This is a genomic window from Bifidobacterium sp. ESL0764, from assembly GCF_029395515.1.
Taxonomy (GTDB): domain Bacteria; phylum Actinomycetota; class Actinomycetes; order Actinomycetales; family Bifidobacteriaceae; genus Bifidobacterium.
Map to the genome: position 1 here is coordinate 1,251,849 of NZ_CP113919.1, position 16,843 is coordinate 1,268,691.

Consider the following 16,843-nt stretch of genomic DNA (forward strand, 5'->3'; position numbering starts at 1 on the left):
TTGACAAGATACTCGCACGCGGCGACACCTGTCGGCAATCTCACAGTGCCAAGCGTGTTAGACAGCCATACCCGAAACCAGCGAACAGCAAGAACGGCAGCTTTTCGGGCGGTTTCACCGCTGTTCATTGGGTTGTGATTTTGAGGCAGAACAGCATCGTTTTGGGACGATCGCGACATTTTCCACCGATTTCCATCCTCACAGCCCGTAGAAGAGCCGTTCCATCACCTCACGGCACCGGCGCATGACGGCCTGCAGGTCGTTGCCGAAGTATTGGCCGCGGTTCGCGTCGTAGCCAAGGAAGGTCGCGACTCCCCCGAGCCCGTAGAAATCGGAGGGCAGCACGTCGGCCTGTTGCAGCCTTGCGCCCCACAGATAGTTGCCGTTGCGGGCCGCGGTGAGCATCTTCCACGCTTTGCGCAGCGCCTCGGCGTCGGCGGCGTCGATATATTCCAGACGCTCGAGCTCATCCAGCGCCGCCAGCGTCGAATTGACCCGCAGGCTTTCCTGCTCGCCTGCATGCTCGAGCTGCAGCAACTGCACCGTCCACTCGACGTCAGAGAGCCCGCCCGCACCGAGCTTCAGGTGCTGGTTGCGTTTCACACCGTGCGGCAGCCGTTCCGCCTCCATCCGCGCCTTGAGTTTGCGGATCTCACCGATCTCCTCGTCAGTCAACGGCCGGTCCATATAACGCAGCGGGTCGGCGAGCCGGGTGAGGAAATCCCTGGCGAGCTGGGCATCGCCGGCGGCGTACCGTGCCCGCAGCAACGCCTGCCGTTCCCACGTGCTGTACCACTTCGTATAGTAGTCACGGCATGATTCGTAGGAACGGATCAGCGGGCCGTTCTTACCTTCCGGCCGCAGCCCGAAATCGAGGTCGATTTTCGGTTCCAGACTGGCCGGCCCTTGCAGGATGTTACGCAGGTCGTTGACCACGTTACGGGCGAAATCGGCAGCGGTTTTCCTTGGATCGTCGCCGTTTTCATGCTCTTCGCCCGACATCGGCCGATACATCATGATGATATCGGCGTCGGAGCAGAAGTTGACTTCGCGCCCACCGTAACGTCCCATGGCGATGACGCTGATGGCTACCGGTGCGGATTCCAGTTTCATTGCTGCGCACTGATGGTGGATGGACCATTGCAGGGCCGCTTCGATCGCGGCATCGTAGACGTCGGTCATACCCGACAATCCGTGCCCGTCGTCGACGACACCGGAGGTCCAGCCCAGTCCGATGCGCTCGATTTCATGGCGTCGCATCGCGCGGATGGAAGTGGCGAAATCGTTCATATTGTCGGCATAACGTGAGACCGCTGCCTGTGCCCGCACGTCAAGGCTTTCGCGGGTTCGCGGCACGAGCATCGCTTCGTCGCCGAGCCAGGTCACCGATTCGATGGACTGGTTGAGCGCGTCGCCCAGCAGCCTCGAGTTGGAGAGGATATGGCAGAGCCTGATCAGCGCCTGCGGCGAATCACGCAGGAAACCGAGATACTGGCTACCGCCGCCGAAGCGTTCCTCAAGCTTGCGCCATTGCAGCAGCCCCATATCGGGGTTCTGGCCTTGCGCCAGCCATTGCAGAATCGAGGGAAGCAGGATGCGGTTGATCTTGGCCGCGCGGGAGACACCTTCGGTCAGCGCGCGGACGTGGCGCATGGCGGCATCGGGGTCAGCGAAACCGATGGATTCGAAGCGTTCGCGGCTCGCCTTGTCGCTCAGCGTCACCTGGTCGTCATCCAGCTGCGCCGCGATCGGCAGCATCGGACGGTAATAGATATCGGTGTGCAGGCGTCGCACCTCACGGCGGACTTTGTCGTACCGTTCCACCAGCTGGTCGGGCAGCAGACCGAAGGCCCGGCCCATACGGCGCAGATCGGTGTTGCCGTCGATTGCCTTGGAATCGGCGTTGCGCACGATATCGAGGCCGCCTTGGTTGGCCTTGCCCAGATCCGGGAACAGATGCGTACGTTTCAGTTCCCACATCTGCGCCCGATGCTCAAGCACCCGTTCGAAACGGTAATCCTCGTCAAGCCTTGCGGCCTGCGGGCGCGCGACGTAGCCGCCGGCGGCAAGCGCCTGCAACGCGCCGAGCGTGGAACGGCCATGCAACGATTCGTCGGACCTTCCGTGGACCAGCTGCAGCATCTGCACAGTGAATTCGACGTCGCGCAGCCCGCCTTTGCCGAGTTTGATCTCACGGTCGCGCAGGTCGGGAGCAATATTGTCTTCGACGCGTTTACGCATCTTCTGGCAGTCATAGACGAAATTATCGCGTTTTGACGCGGACCAGACCAACGGACGCGTCAGATCGAGATAGACCTTGCCGAGCTCTTCATCGCCGGCGACCATCCGCGCCTTGAGCAACGCCTGAAACTCCCAGTTGCTGGCCCACTTCTCGTAGTAGACACGGTAGGAATCGACCGTGCGCACCAGCGGGCCATCTTTGCCTTCCGGACGCAAGGCGGTGTCGATCTTCCAAAGCGGTGGCATATCAACGCCGGGCATCACCGATTGGCAGATCCGTTGCAGCGTCATCGCTATTTTCGTGCCGATACGGGTCAGGGCGACGCCGTCGATGGGCTCTTCGCCTTGTGCAGCAAGCGGTTCCACCACATAGACCAGGTCGCAATCGGAGACGTAATTGAGCTCCTGGGCGCCGAGCTTGCCCATGCCGATAACTGTGAAACCGCAACGTTCGCTGCCTTCGACCTGCGTTCTGGCGATATCAAGTGCGGCGGTGATGGCGGCGTCCGCGAGGTCGGAAAGCCGGGCGCTGATCTGCGGCTGGATAGCTACGGGATCCTCCGCCGCGGTGTCCTCGGCCATGATGGCGGCAAGTTGCAGATAGTAATGCTCGCGCAAAGCTTCAACGGTGGCAGACATAGCATTGGCTGTCGGCGCATCCGCACGTTGCGAAGCGACTGCCTTGACCGCATCGCGCATATGGACGATACGTTCGGCTCGTGTAAAAGCAAGGCTTCCGCAAGGATCACAGGCCGCAGCGGACACGAGCTGCGGGTGCGCATGCATCAAGGCGCCCATGGAATCGGAAGCACCCAACACCCAGATCAATCGCGAAAGCGCTTCGGGTTCGTGAAGAAGTTGGTCGACGTCACTTCGACGCGAGTCGGAAGCGCAAGACCGCTCGTCGGTTTCAGCCTGTATGGCAACCGCCTCTCCCTCAGGGACTGTCGAGGCGGAGCCAGCGCTTTCATTGGCAACAAGGTCGTATGTCGATTTTCTCGAAACCGTGAATATTGCCGCAAGATGCTTCAACGCGATATCAGGATCACACGCACGTTGCAAGGATGTCAGAACAACCTGCAGGTTTTGACTGTCGAGCCCCGAGTTTTCCAAGCAAGCGAATCGCTTGCGCCCTTCACCGAGATCCTTCACTCCCGCATGAATCAGGTCGTGTGTGGTGATTTCGAATTTGTCGGAAGCTTTCATGATTCCAATCTACAACCGGGGCACTCTTTTAGGCGAATGAAAATCCATAGGATTATTGTTCATCCCTGTCTTGCCTGGATTGTTCATCGTCATCGCCATTCCCCTCATCAGCGTTTCTCCAGCTTTGGACCCCGGCAAAAATGCCATATCCGGTCACGATGAGAAGGCAAAGAACAAAAACGAGGTTCGGCCAGGTAAAGAACGTGCCGGCTTTGGCCGCCTCACTGCCGGACTGCACAAGCCAGATGAGACAGGCGACGGACATCAACAAATACAGGATGGCCCTGCTATGTTCGGAAAGTTTCATCACCATGACCTTTCATATACCCCATGACCAACCATAGTCATCATATTGAAAAATAAATACCATTGTTGATAATGACCATAAAGAAAGTGCATGCAGATCGTATCAAACGAATCCTGCATGCACTTCCCGTTTATATCAATCAATCAGCTCTTCTTGCGCTTGGACATGATGTCCACCGCGACTGCGAGCAGAAGCACCAGGCCCTTGATGGTCTTGACGACTGCGGTGTCAACGCCCATGATCGACAGACCCTGGTTGATGACGCCCATCACGAATGCGCCGACCACAGCGCCCGGAATGGTGCCGACGCCGCCGGCCACTGCGGTGCCGCCGATGAAGCAGGCCGCGATGGCGTCCATCTCGAACTCCATACCGGTCTGGGCAGTTGCAGAAGCCAGACGCGAGAGCATGCAGATCGCCGCGACCGCAGACAGGAAGCCCATATGGACGAAGAGGATGAAATCAACACGCTTGGTATTGATGCCGGAGAGGATAGCGGCCTTACGGTTGCCGCCGACCGCATAGACGTGACGTCCGAAGACGGTGCGTGTAAGGATGAAGTTGTATACCAGCACCAGCACGCCGACGATAACCAGCATGATGGGGATACCGCCTTGATTCTCATTGCCGGAAGAGGCGATGAGGTAGGTGACGAAAGCGATGACCGCGCTGATGAGTACGCACTTGATGACGGTCATGATCATCGGCTCCGGCACCAGGCCGACCTTTTCGGTGCGCTTGCGCTTCGCCAGCTGGCTGTAGACATAAGCCACGATGCAAATCACTCCGACCAAGATGCTGAGTCCGTCGAACGGCCCCCAGAATCCTAGGATATTCGGCAGATAGTTACGGGCGATACCGCGGAAGGCATCAGAGGTGATAGGCACGGATTCGCCGACGATCACCGTTGCGAGTCCTCGGAACATCAGCATACCTGCCAATGTGGTGATGAAGCCGGGGATGCCGACGATTGCGACCCAGAAGCCCTGCCAGCAGCCGACGATCAGGCCGACGATCAGCGAGACGACGATGGCCAGCATCCAGTTCATTCCCTGCCGTTCCATCAGCAGCGCACAGATGCCGCCGATGAACGCGACCAACGAGCCAACCGACAGATCGATGTGGGTGGCGATGATGACCATCACCATGCCTATGGCCAGAATGATCACATAAGCGTTCTGCTGGATCAGGGAGACGAAGCTGTTCGGCTTGAGCAACACACCCTTGGTGAGTATCTCGAAGACGACGATGATGACCACCAAAGCCGCGACGATGCCGTACTGACGCGCGTTGTTGGCGATGGCGGACACAATCGTGCCCTTGCTTTCCTTGTCTGTTTTCTTGGTAGGCGATACGACTGTGGAACTCATCGTGCTGCCACTTCCTTTTCTTTTGTCATACCCTTCATCAGGTATTCCTGACTGAATTTGTCCCTATGCACTTCATCGGTGATCACGCCTTGGCTGACCGTGTAGATGCGGTCGCACACCCCGATAAGCTCGGGAAGCTCCGAGGAGATGAAGACGACCGCTCTGCCCGCATCGGCGAGCCTGTCGATGATCTCATAGATTTCGTATTTCGCACCGACGTCGATGCCTCTGGTCGGCTCGTCCAAAATGAGCACATCCGGATTCGAAAGCACCCACTTCGCCAAAACGACTTTCTGCTGGTTGCCTCCGGAAAGAGAACTGACCGGCTCGTCGATGCTGGTGCATTTGATGTTGAACCGCTCGCGATATTCCCCGACCCTCTTGCGTTCGATGTTGTCGTCCATGACACCGAACTTGCTCATACGTTTCAGGCTTGCCATCGAAGCGTTTTCACGAATATTCTGCAACAGGTTGAGTCCGTACATCTTACGATCCTCGGTGGCGTAGGCCAAGCCGGCATCGATGGCGGACTGCACATTGGGCAGATTCACCTGCTTGCCTTTGACATACACTTCTCCCGAAATGTGGGAACCATAGGAATGCCCGAAGACGCTTCTGGCCATCTCGGTACGACCGGCGCCCATGAGTCCTGCCAAACCGACGATCTCACCGGCGTGAACGTTGAAGTTCGCGTGGTCGACGATGACGCGGGTGACATCCTGAGGATGGTGCACGGTCCAATCCTTGACGCGCAGGAACTCCGGCCCCGGCTTGTTCGAAGGATGTTCCGGATAGAGGTTGGTCAGCTCACGGCCGACCATCAGATGGATCAGCTCGTTCTGGTCGAGTGGTTCATCCTCGTCGACATGCATCGTGCCCACCGTCGAACCATCACGGATGATGGTGACGTTGTCGGCGATATCGGCCACTTCGTTCAGCTTATGGCTGATGATGATACTGGTCACGCCCTGCTTGTCTCGCAGTTCACGCACGAGATTGAGCAGATTCGCCGAATCCTCGTCGTTCAATGCGGCAGTGGGCTCGTCCAGAATCAGCAGCTTGACGTTCTTCGAAAGCGCCTTGGCGATTTCGACGAGCTGCTGTTTGCCGACGCCCAGATCCATGATCTTGGTGTCAGGAGACTCCTCAAGCCCCACACGTTTCATCAGCGCGACGGCCTTCGCGCGTGTCTCGTCCCAGTTGACGATGCCGCTTTTCTGCTGTTCATTGCCGATGAAGATGTTCTCGTCGATGGGCAGATATGGGCTCAGTGCAAGCTCCTGATGAATGATGACGATGCCGTCGGCCTCGGAATCATTGATCGTCTTGTACTTGCATACCTTGCCTTCGAACGTGATGGTGCCGCTATAGCTGCCGAACGGGTAGACTCCCGAAAGCACATTCATCAACGTTGATTTGCCTGCGCCGTTTTCTCCGCAGATCGCGTGGATTTCTCCTCGCTTGACCGTGAGGTTCACGTTGTCCAGCGCCTTGACGGGTCCGAACTTCTTGGTGATGTTTTTCATGGTCAGTATGACGTTGTCATCTGGCATGACTCATACCTCCTTCTCGCTGCAAGCGGGGTTGCGGACCGCCCATTGGGCAAATCCGCGCCCCGCATGCCTGATGGATGTCAAACTACTTGACATCGGTGCCCTTGGTCAGCGCGTCGAAACGCTGCTGCGTCACATACTTCGCCTTGACCAGGTCGGTCAAGTTGTCTTGCGTGATGTTCTGAGGATCAAGGAGCTTGGAAGGCACGTCAATGTTGTTGTTGTTGAACTTGCCGTTGATGCCGGTGACCTTCTTGTTCTCCGCGATCTCGATGATCATATCGTAGACGGCGTCGGCCAGCTTGTTGACGTTCTTGAACACCGTCTGGCCCTGAGTGCCCTTGGCGATGTTGGCCACGGCGATCTCCATGGCGTCCTGACCGGTGATGTACGGCCATGAATCGGTGCCGGGCTGCATGTCGGGGCGCTTCTCCTGGATGGCGTTGATCACGCCCTGGGAAATGCCGTCATACGGGCTGAGGACCGCGTCAAGCTTCTCGCCGTGCGCATAGGTGGAGTCGATGATGGATTCCATGTCCTTCTGCGCCTGCTCGGCCTTCCAGGACTGCACGGAGATCTTCTGCCAGTCGGACATCTTGAAGTCCGCCTTGACACCGCCACCGTGGTTCGAAGGGCTGACGAGCACGCCGGACTTGAAGTACGGCTGCAGCAGCTGCCAGGCGCCCTTGAAGAAGTACTTCGCGTTGTTGTCGTCAGGAGAGCCGGAGAACAGTTCGATGTTGAACGGGCCCTTGGCGCCCTTCTTCAGGCCGAGCTTGTCAATCAGGTAGTTGGCTTCGAGCACGCCGGTCTGCTCCAGCTGGAAGGTGGCGTAGTAGTCGACGGCCTTCGTGTTCATGATCAGGCGATCGTAGGCGATGACCTTGGCACCCGCGTCCTTGGCCTTCTCAACGGCCGGCCCCACCGCGGTGCCATCCTTGGAAGCGACCACGACGATCTTGGCGTTGTTGTTGACCATGTTCTCGATATCCGCGTTCTGTTGCGGCGGCTTGTCGTCGGCGAACGAGAGCAGGACCTTGTAGCCGGCTGCCTCGAGCTTCTTCTTCAGATTGTTGCCATCCTTGTTCCAGCGTTCCTCGGACTTGGTCGGCATGGAGATACCGATGGTGTCGCCCTTCTTGATCTTGCCTTCCTCACTGGCCGCGCCGCCGCTTCGCGACGAACCGCAAGCTCCGACTCCAACGCACATAATCGCACCCAACGCGAGCGCAAGCATCTTCTTTGGTAGTTTCATTACTCTCTCCTTCAACTTCGAAAGAACGGAATCAGATCATTCTGAAACCCAAAAATATTTTGCACCTTTTATGTTAAGTTGTCAAATTCAAAAATAGCTTTTCCTGAATTTTATTTTCGATTCTCGAATTTAATATATAGAAAAACCGCCAAACTTACCCCGATAAACGACATCAAAAGGCCATAACATCGGCTATGCTGAATCTATGGCACGATTATTCGGTTCTCAGACTTCCCTTCGCAAAGCGAATCGTGAGACGATACTTGAGCATATCCAGCATCTGGGAGCCATGACCCAAATCGAACTCGCCGAATCAACCGGTCTTTCCACCGCCACCATTTCCACTTTGGTACGTCAGCTTGTCGAAGAGAACAAGCTCACCACGCAGAACACGGTGAGAAACGGACGTCGGGCCACGCTGGTTACGCTGGTGAGACAACACGGTCTCGGCATAGGCCTTCACATCAGCCGTCACGATTTGCTGTTGACGATCATCGACGCTTCGAAGGACATCGTCGCGGAACATGATCTTCCTCTGGCAAAGGACCATAAAACCGACACCACGCTCGAACGCGCCATCGTGCTGATCAACGAAACCTTGGAAAACATCGGTGCCGAGGCCAGCGAAATCCTTGGCATCGGCATGGCGGTCTCCGCGCCCGTAGATAACAAGACGCATACCATCTCCCTGCCCGGCATCCTCCCGGGATGGGACGGGGTCGACATCACCTCTCCCCTGTCCAACACCTTCCACGTACCGGTGATCATCGAAAACGATGCCAACGCCTCGGCGGTGTGCGAGGGCTCGATCGGCTGCGTGCAGGGAAAACCGGATTACGTCTTTATCCAGGCCGGCGAAGGTACCGGCGCCGGCATCATCATCGACGGAAAGCTATGGCACGGCGTGACAGGATTGGCCGGCGAGATCGGACATATCCAGGTCGATCCCCTCGGCAGCATCTGCACTTGCGGAAACCGGGGATGCCTTGATACCGTTGTCGGCGAAGACCGTCTGATTTCGTTGCTGAGCGTGACCCACGGCAATATGACCCTTTCGGATCTGGTGTCTTTGGCGCACAAAGGAGACCCGGGGTGCCGCAAGGTCATTTCGGATGCCGCAGTACGAATCGGCAACGTCTGCGCGGACCTCTGTATTTCCGTCGACCCCGAAGTGGTCGTATTGGGAGGCAGGCTTTCCTTGGCTGGCGCAGATTTCATCGACCCGTTCTCCGAGTCCCTGCAAAGACTGCTGTTTCCCTATGTCCTGAAACCGATCGAAGTCATACCTGCGCAGCATCCGGTGAACGCGGCTTCGTTGGGGGCGGCCATTCTGGCGTTGGAAAATGCTGAAAAACGTCGATAACATAGACCACAATTAAAAGTATCTGTACGAAAGAGGCGATGATGTCTGTTCGCAACGAGGTGCCGTTGATCACCATGCGCAATGTCACAGTGCGCTTTGGTTTCGTAGAGGCACTCAAGTCCGTCAATTTCGATATCAGGCCCAAGGAGATCATCGCCATCGTGGGCGACAACGGGGCAGGCAAATCGACAATCATCAAATTGCTGGCAGGATTGTTGCAACCGACCAGTGGGGAAATCGAGTTTCAGGGCGACCCCATAACCATCCACAACATTCATGAGGCCAATGGCCTTGGCATTGTTTCCGTATTCCAAGGCCAGGAGTTCTGCGACAACCTTGACGTATCCTCAAATCTGTTCCTGGGACGGGAACTTCGCGATTCGACGGGCATGAGGGATGATGCCGCCATGAACAACGAGGCCCGCAGAATCCTGCAGGAATTCAACTCACCGATCCGTGTAGGGCAACCGATTTCCTCCCTCTCTGCCGGGCAACAGCAGACCGTGGCTCTGGCAAGAACCATGCTCAACGACCCAAAACTGATTCTTCTGGATGAGCCGACATCATCGCTTTCGATGATACAGACCGCCGAAGTGCTCAATTACATCAAACGATTGCGCTCCCAAACCCGTTCCGTGGTACTGGTCGGCCACGATCTTCCCGATGTCTTCGCGGTCAGCGACCGAATCATTGTTTTAAGACACGGACGCATCAAAGGCATTCATGAGACCAATGAAACGAGCTATGAGGAGATCATCGCCGAAATCGCAGGGGTCGATGACAAAATAGGAGCTCATGAACCCAACGTCGGATTGAAGCAGTATAAAAGCGTAGTCCAAAACAACAGGCTCATAGACAGAACCAAAGAGATGCAGAATCTCGAACAACACAACCTGAACAGCGCCAAACAGGCCGATGACCGGCATTCTTCATAAAACGGCCATGGCGCGAGCCCGTCATCGTCTGTTCTCAAGTCAGGAGACAGCTGTGTATGCCAGGTTCCTCAAATTGATCAGACAGGCAGCGAACCAATCCATTGTTGAACGAACAACCGAAAGAAATCCAATATGAACAACATGAATCCCGTCAATCTCGCGATTGCAATAGCCATGGGTATCGTAGGACTTGCTCTCGGCTTCTTTTTCGGCTTGATGCCGATGCGCACCTACAAAATGACGGACAAACAGAACCGCTTGCAGCAATGGCTGGCCATCGCCTTTATCCTCGTCATTATCCTGCTGATGTATTTCAAACAGGATGCAGCCTCGTGGGCGATCATTCTCGCGGCCATCGTCGGCATGGCCATCGCCAAAATTCCGGCGATCAACCGCCGGCTTCTCGCGAAATTCAAGATTTTTAAGCCACGCAAGGCACGAAACAACAACCAGGCGAGCCCTGCAAACCATCCAAAGTCAAAGAAGAACAATCGCAAAAAGCATCGTCACGTCCACTGATCGACATTCACCGAATTGCGATATTCATCCTGCGCAATCCTGAATTGGGATCGCAGAAGTCGTTATTCGACGACCTTGAACAGCGGTTCGACGTTGGCCCAGATATGCCGGGCCAGTGCGGGGCGGTTCATCGTGTAGAGATGAATGCCGTCGACGCCATGCGCCACAAGGTCCGCAATCTGCTCGGAGGCGTAGACGATGCCGGCCTGCTGCAGGCAGGGCAGATTCTCACCCCACTTGTCGACGATGCGTTGCACGCCCTCCGGAATCTTGGAACCGTTGCGTTTGGTCATGTTGTTGATCGATCTGACGCTGCGTATCGGCATGATGCCGGCTTCGATCGGCACGTCGATGCCCTTGGCTCGCGCCAGATCGAGGAAGCGGTAGAAGTCCTCATTGTCGTAGAACAGCTGGGTGATCAGGTGGGTCACCCCGGCGTCCACCTTCTTTTTGAGGTTATCGACGTCCACTTCGAGGCACGAGGCTTCGAGGTGGCATTCCGGGTAGCAGGCGCCCATGATCTGCATGTCGGGGTCGTGCCGGCGGATGTAGGCGGCCAGGTCGCTGGCATGTTCGAAATCCCCGCAAGGCTCGTTGCCTTCGACGTAATCGCCTCTCAACGCCAGCACGCCGAAAACCCCCGCCTTTCGGAAGAGGTCCAAAGCCTCATCAACCGATGCTTTGTCGCTGTATAAGGCGGTCAAGTGGGCCACGACCGGAATGTGATAGTCGGCATTGATGGTGTGGGCTATTCTGGCGGTGTTGAGCCGGTTGGCATGGCTGCCGTGACGATAAGTGACCGAAATGAAGTCAGGGTCCAATCCTTGAAACCCGTCGAGCGCATCATAGATGGTGCCTACCGGGGCGTGCGGCTTGGGCGGAAATACTTCCAGCGAAAAAATCGGCGAATGCATGTCTTGTCTCCTGTGACAAATCGTGTGGCCGGCATCATTTTGATTCTGCTTGATGTCGGCCACACGTTGAACTACTTCAATATCGGCTTAGTTACGCGAGGCCTGCGAGTCGTTCGCAAGTTCGGCGCGAACGGCCTTGGCGGCCTCGACCATGTGTGTCAGGCTCGGCCAGGTCTCCTCGTTGCCGCGGGTCTTCAAGCCGCAGTCGGGGTTGATCCACACGCGGCCGGCGTCGGCCTTCTTCAAGATCGCGTGGATACGCTCGACCAGTTCCTTCGTGGACGGGATGCGCGGCGAATGGATGTCGTAGACACCGGGGCCAACCTCGGTTTCGAAATGCGCGTCATGAATGGCGTCGAGGACGACCAGATCGCCTCGGGAGGCTTCGAAGGAGATCACGTCGGCATCCATGTTGTCGATATCCTTGATGATGTCGTTGAACTCCGAATAGCACATGTGGGTGTGAATCTGCGTGGTCGGCTTAACAGCGGAATGCACCAGACGGAAGGCCGGGATCGCCCAGTCAAGGTACTTCTTGTGCCAGTCGGAGCGGCGCAGCGGCAGCTTCTCGCGCAGTGCGGCCTCGTCGATCTGGATGACCTTGATGCCCGCGGCCTCGAGGTCGAGCACCTCGTCTCGGATGGCCAGGGCCAGCTGCTGGGTCTGCAGCTCGTTGCTGATGTCCTCGCGCGGCCACGACCAGTTCAAAATGGTGACAGGGCCGGTGAGCATGCCCTTGACCACGTGCTTGGTGCGGCTCTGGGCGTACTTGCTCCAGCGCACGGTGATCGGCTCGGCGCGGCTCACGTCGCCCCAGACGATCGGAGGCTTGACGCAGCGGGTGCCGTAGGACTGCACCCAGGCGTTCTTGGTAAAGAGATAACCGTTCAGGTGCTGGCCGAAGTACTCGACCATATCGTTGCGCTCGAACTCGCCATGCACCAAGACGTCGAGGCCGATCTGCTCCTGACGGGCGATGACCTGGTCGATCTGGCTGGCGATGAACGCATCGTAGGTCTCCTGCGCGATCTCACCCTTGCGGGCTTTGGCACGCATGGAGCGGATCTCACGGGTTTGCGGGAAGGAACCGATGGTGGTGGTCGGCAGTTGCGGCAGGCCGAGCTCCTCATGCTGGAGCTTGCGGCGTTCGGCGCGGGCCGGCTGGCGCACGAAGTCCTTGTCGGTAAGCGTTGCAAGACGCTTGGCCACAGCCTGATCTGGCGCCACACGGCTACCGTCGAACAGGGCCTGGTCGTCGGCAAGAACCTGCGATTCCTTGCGCAACGTATCGTCGGCATCGGCCAGCTTGGCCACGTCGACCAGCTCGCCGAGTTTCTCGACGGCGAAGGCGAAATGCTTCAGGACCTCCGGCTTCAATCCGGTCTCGCCTTGCGTGCTGAACGGGACGTGCAAGAGCGAGGAGGCGGTGGAAACCGCGACGTTACCGGTCTTGGTCTTCAATGCGTCAAGGAGCCCCAGGCTCTGCGCATAGTTGTTGCGCCAGATGTTGCGTCCATTGATGACGCCGGCGAAAATCGTGGTGTTTTCGGCCACACCGTATTGCTCGATGGCGGCGAGATTCTCGTCGCGGCCTTCGATGAAGTCAAGGCCGACGCCGTCGAAGCCGAAGAGATTCACCGTCTCGTAGATGTCGGCGATATTGCCGAAGTAGGTGTTGAGCAGCACCTTGACATTCTTGCCTGCAACGGCAGAACGCGCCGGCAGAATGGCGGAATAGAGCGCCTTGAAGAGTTCGGTGTCACCGTCCTCCTTGTCGAGCACGAGATACGGCTCGTCGAGCTGCACCCACAGTGCACCGAGTTCGGCGAATTTGCGGATAATCTGCGCATAGACGCCCGAGACCGCGTCGACCAGGCCGCGGTCGAGTTCCAGCTCTTCGGCCTGCGGGTTACGAGCCAGCTTGAGGAAGGTGTAGGGGCCGATCAGCACCGGCTTGGTCAGTATGCCTTGCGCTTTGGCTTCGTTGAATTCGTCGAACGGTTTGGTGGAATTGAGCTTGATTTCGGTGCCGGCGTCGATTTCGGGAACCAGATAATGGTAGTTGGTGGTGAACCACTTCTTCATCGGCAGCGCGGTGACATCGCCTTCCGGACCCTGGTAGCCGCGACCCATCGCGAAGAGGGTGTCTTCGGGATTTTCGAAGGAAAGGCGACGATAGCGTTCGGGGATCGCATTGAGCAGAATGGCAGTGTCGAGCATCTGGTCGTAATAGCTGAAATCGTTGCTGGGGATCAAGTCGACACCGGCGTCGGCCTGCAGCTTCCAATGCTCGGCGCGCAGCTGCTTGGCCGTCGCACGCACGTCGTCGAGGCTGGACTTGCCCTTCCAATAGCCTTCGATGACCTTCTTCAATTCTCGGTCGCGCCCGATGCGCGGGAAGCCGGAAACCGATGTGAGAGCAGACATATTTCCTCCAAAAATCGACCAATGACTATCGAAATCTTATCAAACATCGGCGTTCTAAGCTCATCAGTCCACTTAAGGTGTCGTTATAGATTGAGATTATATATGCTCAACCGTCATTGCCAACATCCTGTCAAGCTTCCGATCGAGTATCCTCGCCGATTACACGCAACTGGTCGCCGAGGTCGCGAAGAACCTTGCGCAGCTTGCGGTCGCTGATATCGCGCAGCTCGAGGTCGGCGAGACGTTCGGCCTGCTGCTCTTCGGTCAGCGAATCGATGTCGGTGACCGTGTCCTTGGTGGCGCGCTCGCGTTTGCGCAGCGCCTTGAACCCGTCGGCCATGGCGCGGGTGACGACCAGGAAACCGGTATGGCCGATCATCTGGTGGTCGGGGCGCACGGCGAGACCCTGTGCCTTCCATGTGCGTTCGAAGGTCTCCTGGACTTCCGGTTCCGTCCAGCAGCCGGCTTCGCGCAACGCCTCGCAGAACCGCGACATCTGCGTGGTCGTGGTGACGTAGGCGACAAGCACCCCGCCGGGAGCGATGACCCGATAGGCCTGTTCCAGCCGATTCCACGGGTCTAGCATGTCGAGCATGATCCGGTCGAAGGAATGTTCGGGTAGCGTGGCGGCCACCGAGTCAAAATCGCCGGTGAGCAAATCCCACCATTCCGGACGTTCGCCGTAATAGAGCGTCGCGTTCGCCGCGGCGACCTTGGCGAATTCGGGACGCATCTCGATGGTGGTCAGGTGGCCGGACTCCCCTACGGCGTCAAGCAGGTTGAGGCTCATCGCGCCACTGCCCGCGCCGGATTCCAGTACGCTCAGCCCCGTGCGGATGTCGCCGAGCTGGATGACCTGGGCGATATCCTTCGGATACATGATCTGCGCGCCGCGGGGCATGGAAAGCACGTAATCAGCAAGCCGCGGACGCATGACGGCGTAGTCCCAGCCGCCTACGGCACGGGCCGCCTTCCACGGCTTCGGCTTGTTGTGCCCGGGCGTGCCACCCGTCGTCTGCGCCTCACGCTTCGAAGTGACGGTAGTGACGATGGTGCCTTCCGTGCCGCCGATCACGTCGTCGTGCAGGATGATGCCGTGGTCGGTCTGGGTGGAGCCGCCAGGCACCAGCTGGTCGGTGATCTTCTTGCCCTTGCGGTCCGTGAACTGAACCTTCTCCCCCGCCTGCAGCGCCCCACGTCTCGGCATACCCACGCCATCCTTCGTTACTTGAACATTCGATCACCGTACATGTTCTCACACTAGGCGGATTGCAAGATTGCGTTTGCGACGGATATCACACTGCAGGCGTCACAAATGCAACCAAATATACTGGCATATTGCATATGTGACACTAATGCTGCCAACAACGTCACGATTGCAATCTCATGTTGCATATGTGACGCATAACATGCCATAAGCGTCACAAACGCAATCCTGCACAGCATTCACCTTGCATTTACGACGCAAACAACAACACAAGCGTCACAAACGCAATAACGACGTTGCCGGCCACCTGTCAGTCGCGAAATTCAAGCCTATTCACTCCTGCACCGCGTAGGCCGACCAACGGCCTTCGTCGTGTGTCACCTTGAGCGGCAGGCCGAAGATATGGCTCAGGCGTTCGGCGGTGAAACCGTGCTCAAGGTCACCGGTGTAAATAATGGTTCCGGGCTGCGGGTCGGCCCCGGCGACGTTGTCCGCATGCGCGTCGGTCTCGTTGCCGGCCATACGACCCATGATGGCGACATGGTCGAAACCCTGCGGAATCTCCTCGAGCCTGTGCGTCACCAGCAGCACGGTACGCTCGGTGTCGTGCCTGCCGATGTCGCTCAACGCGCGCAACGCCAGCTCACGGCCGCCCAGATCGAGCCCGGTGGTCGGCTCGTCCAAAATCAGCAGATCGGGGTTGCCCATCAACGCCCGGCAGATGAGCACACGGGTGCGCTCGCCTTCCGAAAGTTTGAACATCTGCTTGCCTTCGAGGTATTCAATGCCGAACATGGCCATGAAGCCGCGGGCCTTGTCGTAATCGGCCTGCGTGAACTGTTCGCGCCAACGGCCGGTGGTCGCGGTCAACGCCGTCAAAATGACGTCAAGCGGATCCTCGCCGTTTGGGAACGAACGCGACAGTTCTGCGGAGCTCAGCCCGATCCGATTGCGATACGAGAAGACGTTGACCTTGCCGAGCCGGTTGCCCAGAATGTCAACGGTTCCCACGGACGGGAACCCGCGGGTCGCCATCATGGCCACGAGGCTGGATTTGCCGATGCCGTTGGGGCCGAACAGCACCCACTTCTCGCCACGTTTGAGGTCGAGGTTCACGTCGGTCAAAATGACGCGACGGTTCCTACGAAATTCCACATTGCTCAGTTTCAGCGCCGAAACAGCCTCGCCCATTGTCATCCCTTCACCGTGAATTTGCCTTTGATTGCGCGGATTGCATCCGTGCTCATTAGACTAATCCCGAAAAGTCGCCCAAAATGTCTTGATTCCATATTGTGACGAAAACAGAAACCGTTGAAGAGAGAAACGTCTAGAAGAAACACTTAAGTAAGAAAACTCGCCACCAAGATAATGACGGCAAAGAAATAAAGGCAGCAGCCCACCACGATTTTAAGAGTACGCAACGCCCGTTTCTTGCCAAGCGCGGCGGAAAGGCAAAGCGCGGTGGCCAGAACGACGACAATGGCTAATACCGCGTACAGCACATACTGGAACATGTCGTACCTTTCCCGCTTACCGATTCATGACT

The 16,843-nt window shown here is 57.5% G+C and carries 13 protein-coding genes; 3 read left to right on the plus strand and 10 right to left on the minus strand.

All coding sequences use genetic code 11. The features are described 5' to 3' along the window. Positions 1–198: 198 nt before the first annotated feature. The 5 genes from OZX71_RS04700 to OZX71_RS04720 form a co-directional block, all read right to left on the minus strand. A complete protein-coding gene (locus tag OZX71_RS04700; protein WP_277159512.1) occupies positions 199–3,447 on the minus strand; it encodes a bifunctional [glutamine synthetase] adenylyltransferase/[glutamine synthetase]-adenylyl-L-tyrosine phosphorylase in 3,249 nt (1,082 codons plus the stop codon). A 52-nt stretch (positions 3,448–3,499) separates the two neighbouring features. Beyond that, the gene (locus OZX71_RS04705) at positions 3,500–3,754 is read right to left on the minus strand and encodes a carbon starvation protein (RefSeq protein WP_277159514.1); all 255 of its coding nucleotides are present in this window, start codon (positions 3,752–3,754) and stop codon (positions 3,500–3,502) included. A 143-nt stretch (positions 3,755–3,897) separates the two neighbouring features. Then, positions 3,898–5,124 (minus strand): multiple monosaccharide ABC transporter permease, encoded by a 1,227-nt coding sequence (gene mmsB / locus OZX71_RS04710; RefSeq protein WP_277159515.1) that lies wholly within the window; start codon positions 5,122–5,124, stop codon positions 3,898–3,900. Next, complete coding sequence (locus OZX71_RS04715; protein ID WP_277146683.1) at positions 5,121–6,677, minus strand: sugar ABC transporter ATP-binding protein; 1,557 nt, start codon at positions 6,675–6,677, stop codon at positions 5,121–5,123. Before OZX71_RS04715 ends, mmsB begins: the two co-directional genes overlap by 4 nt. Before the next feature lie 85 nt (positions 6,678–6,762). After that, positions 6,763–7,932: a sugar-binding protein gene (locus tag OZX71_RS04720; protein WP_277146682.1), complete on the minus strand. Its 1,170-nt coding sequence runs from the start codon at positions 7,930–7,932 to the stop codon at positions 6,763–6,765. A 205-nt stretch (positions 7,933–8,137) separates the two neighbouring features. Between OZX71_RS04720 and OZX71_RS04725 the strand changes: the two genes are divergently transcribed. From OZX71_RS04725 to OZX71_RS04735, 3 genes are all read left to right on the plus strand, one after another. Next, positions 8,138–9,295, plus strand: a complete 1,158-nt coding sequence (locus OZX71_RS04725) for an ROK family transcriptional regulator (protein ID WP_277146681.1) — start codon at positions 8,138–8,140, stop codon at positions 9,293–9,295. A gap of 38 nt (positions 9,296–9,333) precedes the next feature. Continuing rightward, positions 9,334–10,230 carry an ATP-binding cassette domain-containing protein gene (locus OZX71_RS04730; protein WP_277159516.1) on the plus strand — a complete coding sequence of 299 codons (897 nt, stop codon included), beginning with the start codon at positions 9,334–9,336 and terminating at the stop codon, positions 10,228–10,230. A 132-nt stretch (positions 10,231–10,362) separates the two neighbouring features. After that, positions 10,363–10,749, plus strand: a complete 387-nt coding sequence (locus OZX71_RS04735) for a hypothetical protein (protein ID WP_277159517.1) — start codon at positions 10,363–10,365, stop codon at positions 10,747–10,749. A 62-nt stretch (positions 10,750–10,811) separates the two neighbouring features. Here OZX71_RS04735 and metF read toward each other — a convergent pair whose 3' ends face one another. From metF to OZX71_RS04760, 5 genes are all read right to left on the minus strand, one after another. Further along, on the minus strand, positions 10,812–11,663 hold the full coding sequence (metF, locus tag OZX71_RS04740; RefSeq protein WP_277159518.1) for a methylenetetrahydrofolate reductase [NAD(P)H]: 852 nt from the start codon (positions 11,661–11,663) through the stop codon (positions 10,812–10,814). A gap of 87 nt (positions 11,664–11,750) precedes the next feature. Further along, positions 11,751–14,090: a 5-methyltetrahydropteroyltriglutamate--homocysteine S-methyltransferase gene (gene metE / locus OZX71_RS04745; protein ID WP_277159519.1), complete on the minus strand. Its 2,340-nt coding sequence runs from the start codon at positions 14,088–14,090 to the stop codon at positions 11,751–11,753. A 130-nt stretch (positions 14,091–14,220) separates the two neighbouring features. Next, positions 14,221–15,297 (minus strand): tRNA (adenine-N1)-methyltransferase, encoded by a 1,077-nt coding sequence (locus OZX71_RS04750; RefSeq protein WP_277159520.1) that lies wholly within the window; start codon positions 15,295–15,297, stop codon positions 14,221–14,223. Between the two features lie 333 nt (positions 15,298–15,630). Further along, entirely contained in the window at positions 15,631–16,488 is an 858-nt protein-coding gene (locus OZX71_RS04755; RefSeq protein WP_277159521.1) for an ATP-binding cassette domain-containing protein, read from the minus strand. Between the two features lie 149 nt (positions 16,489–16,637). Beyond that, positions 16,638–16,811 carry a hypothetical protein gene (locus tag OZX71_RS04760; protein ID WP_277159522.1) on the minus strand — a complete coding sequence of 58 codons (174 nt, stop codon included), beginning with the start codon at positions 16,809–16,811 and terminating at the stop codon, positions 16,638–16,640. Positions 16,812–16,843 lie beyond the last annotated feature (32 nt).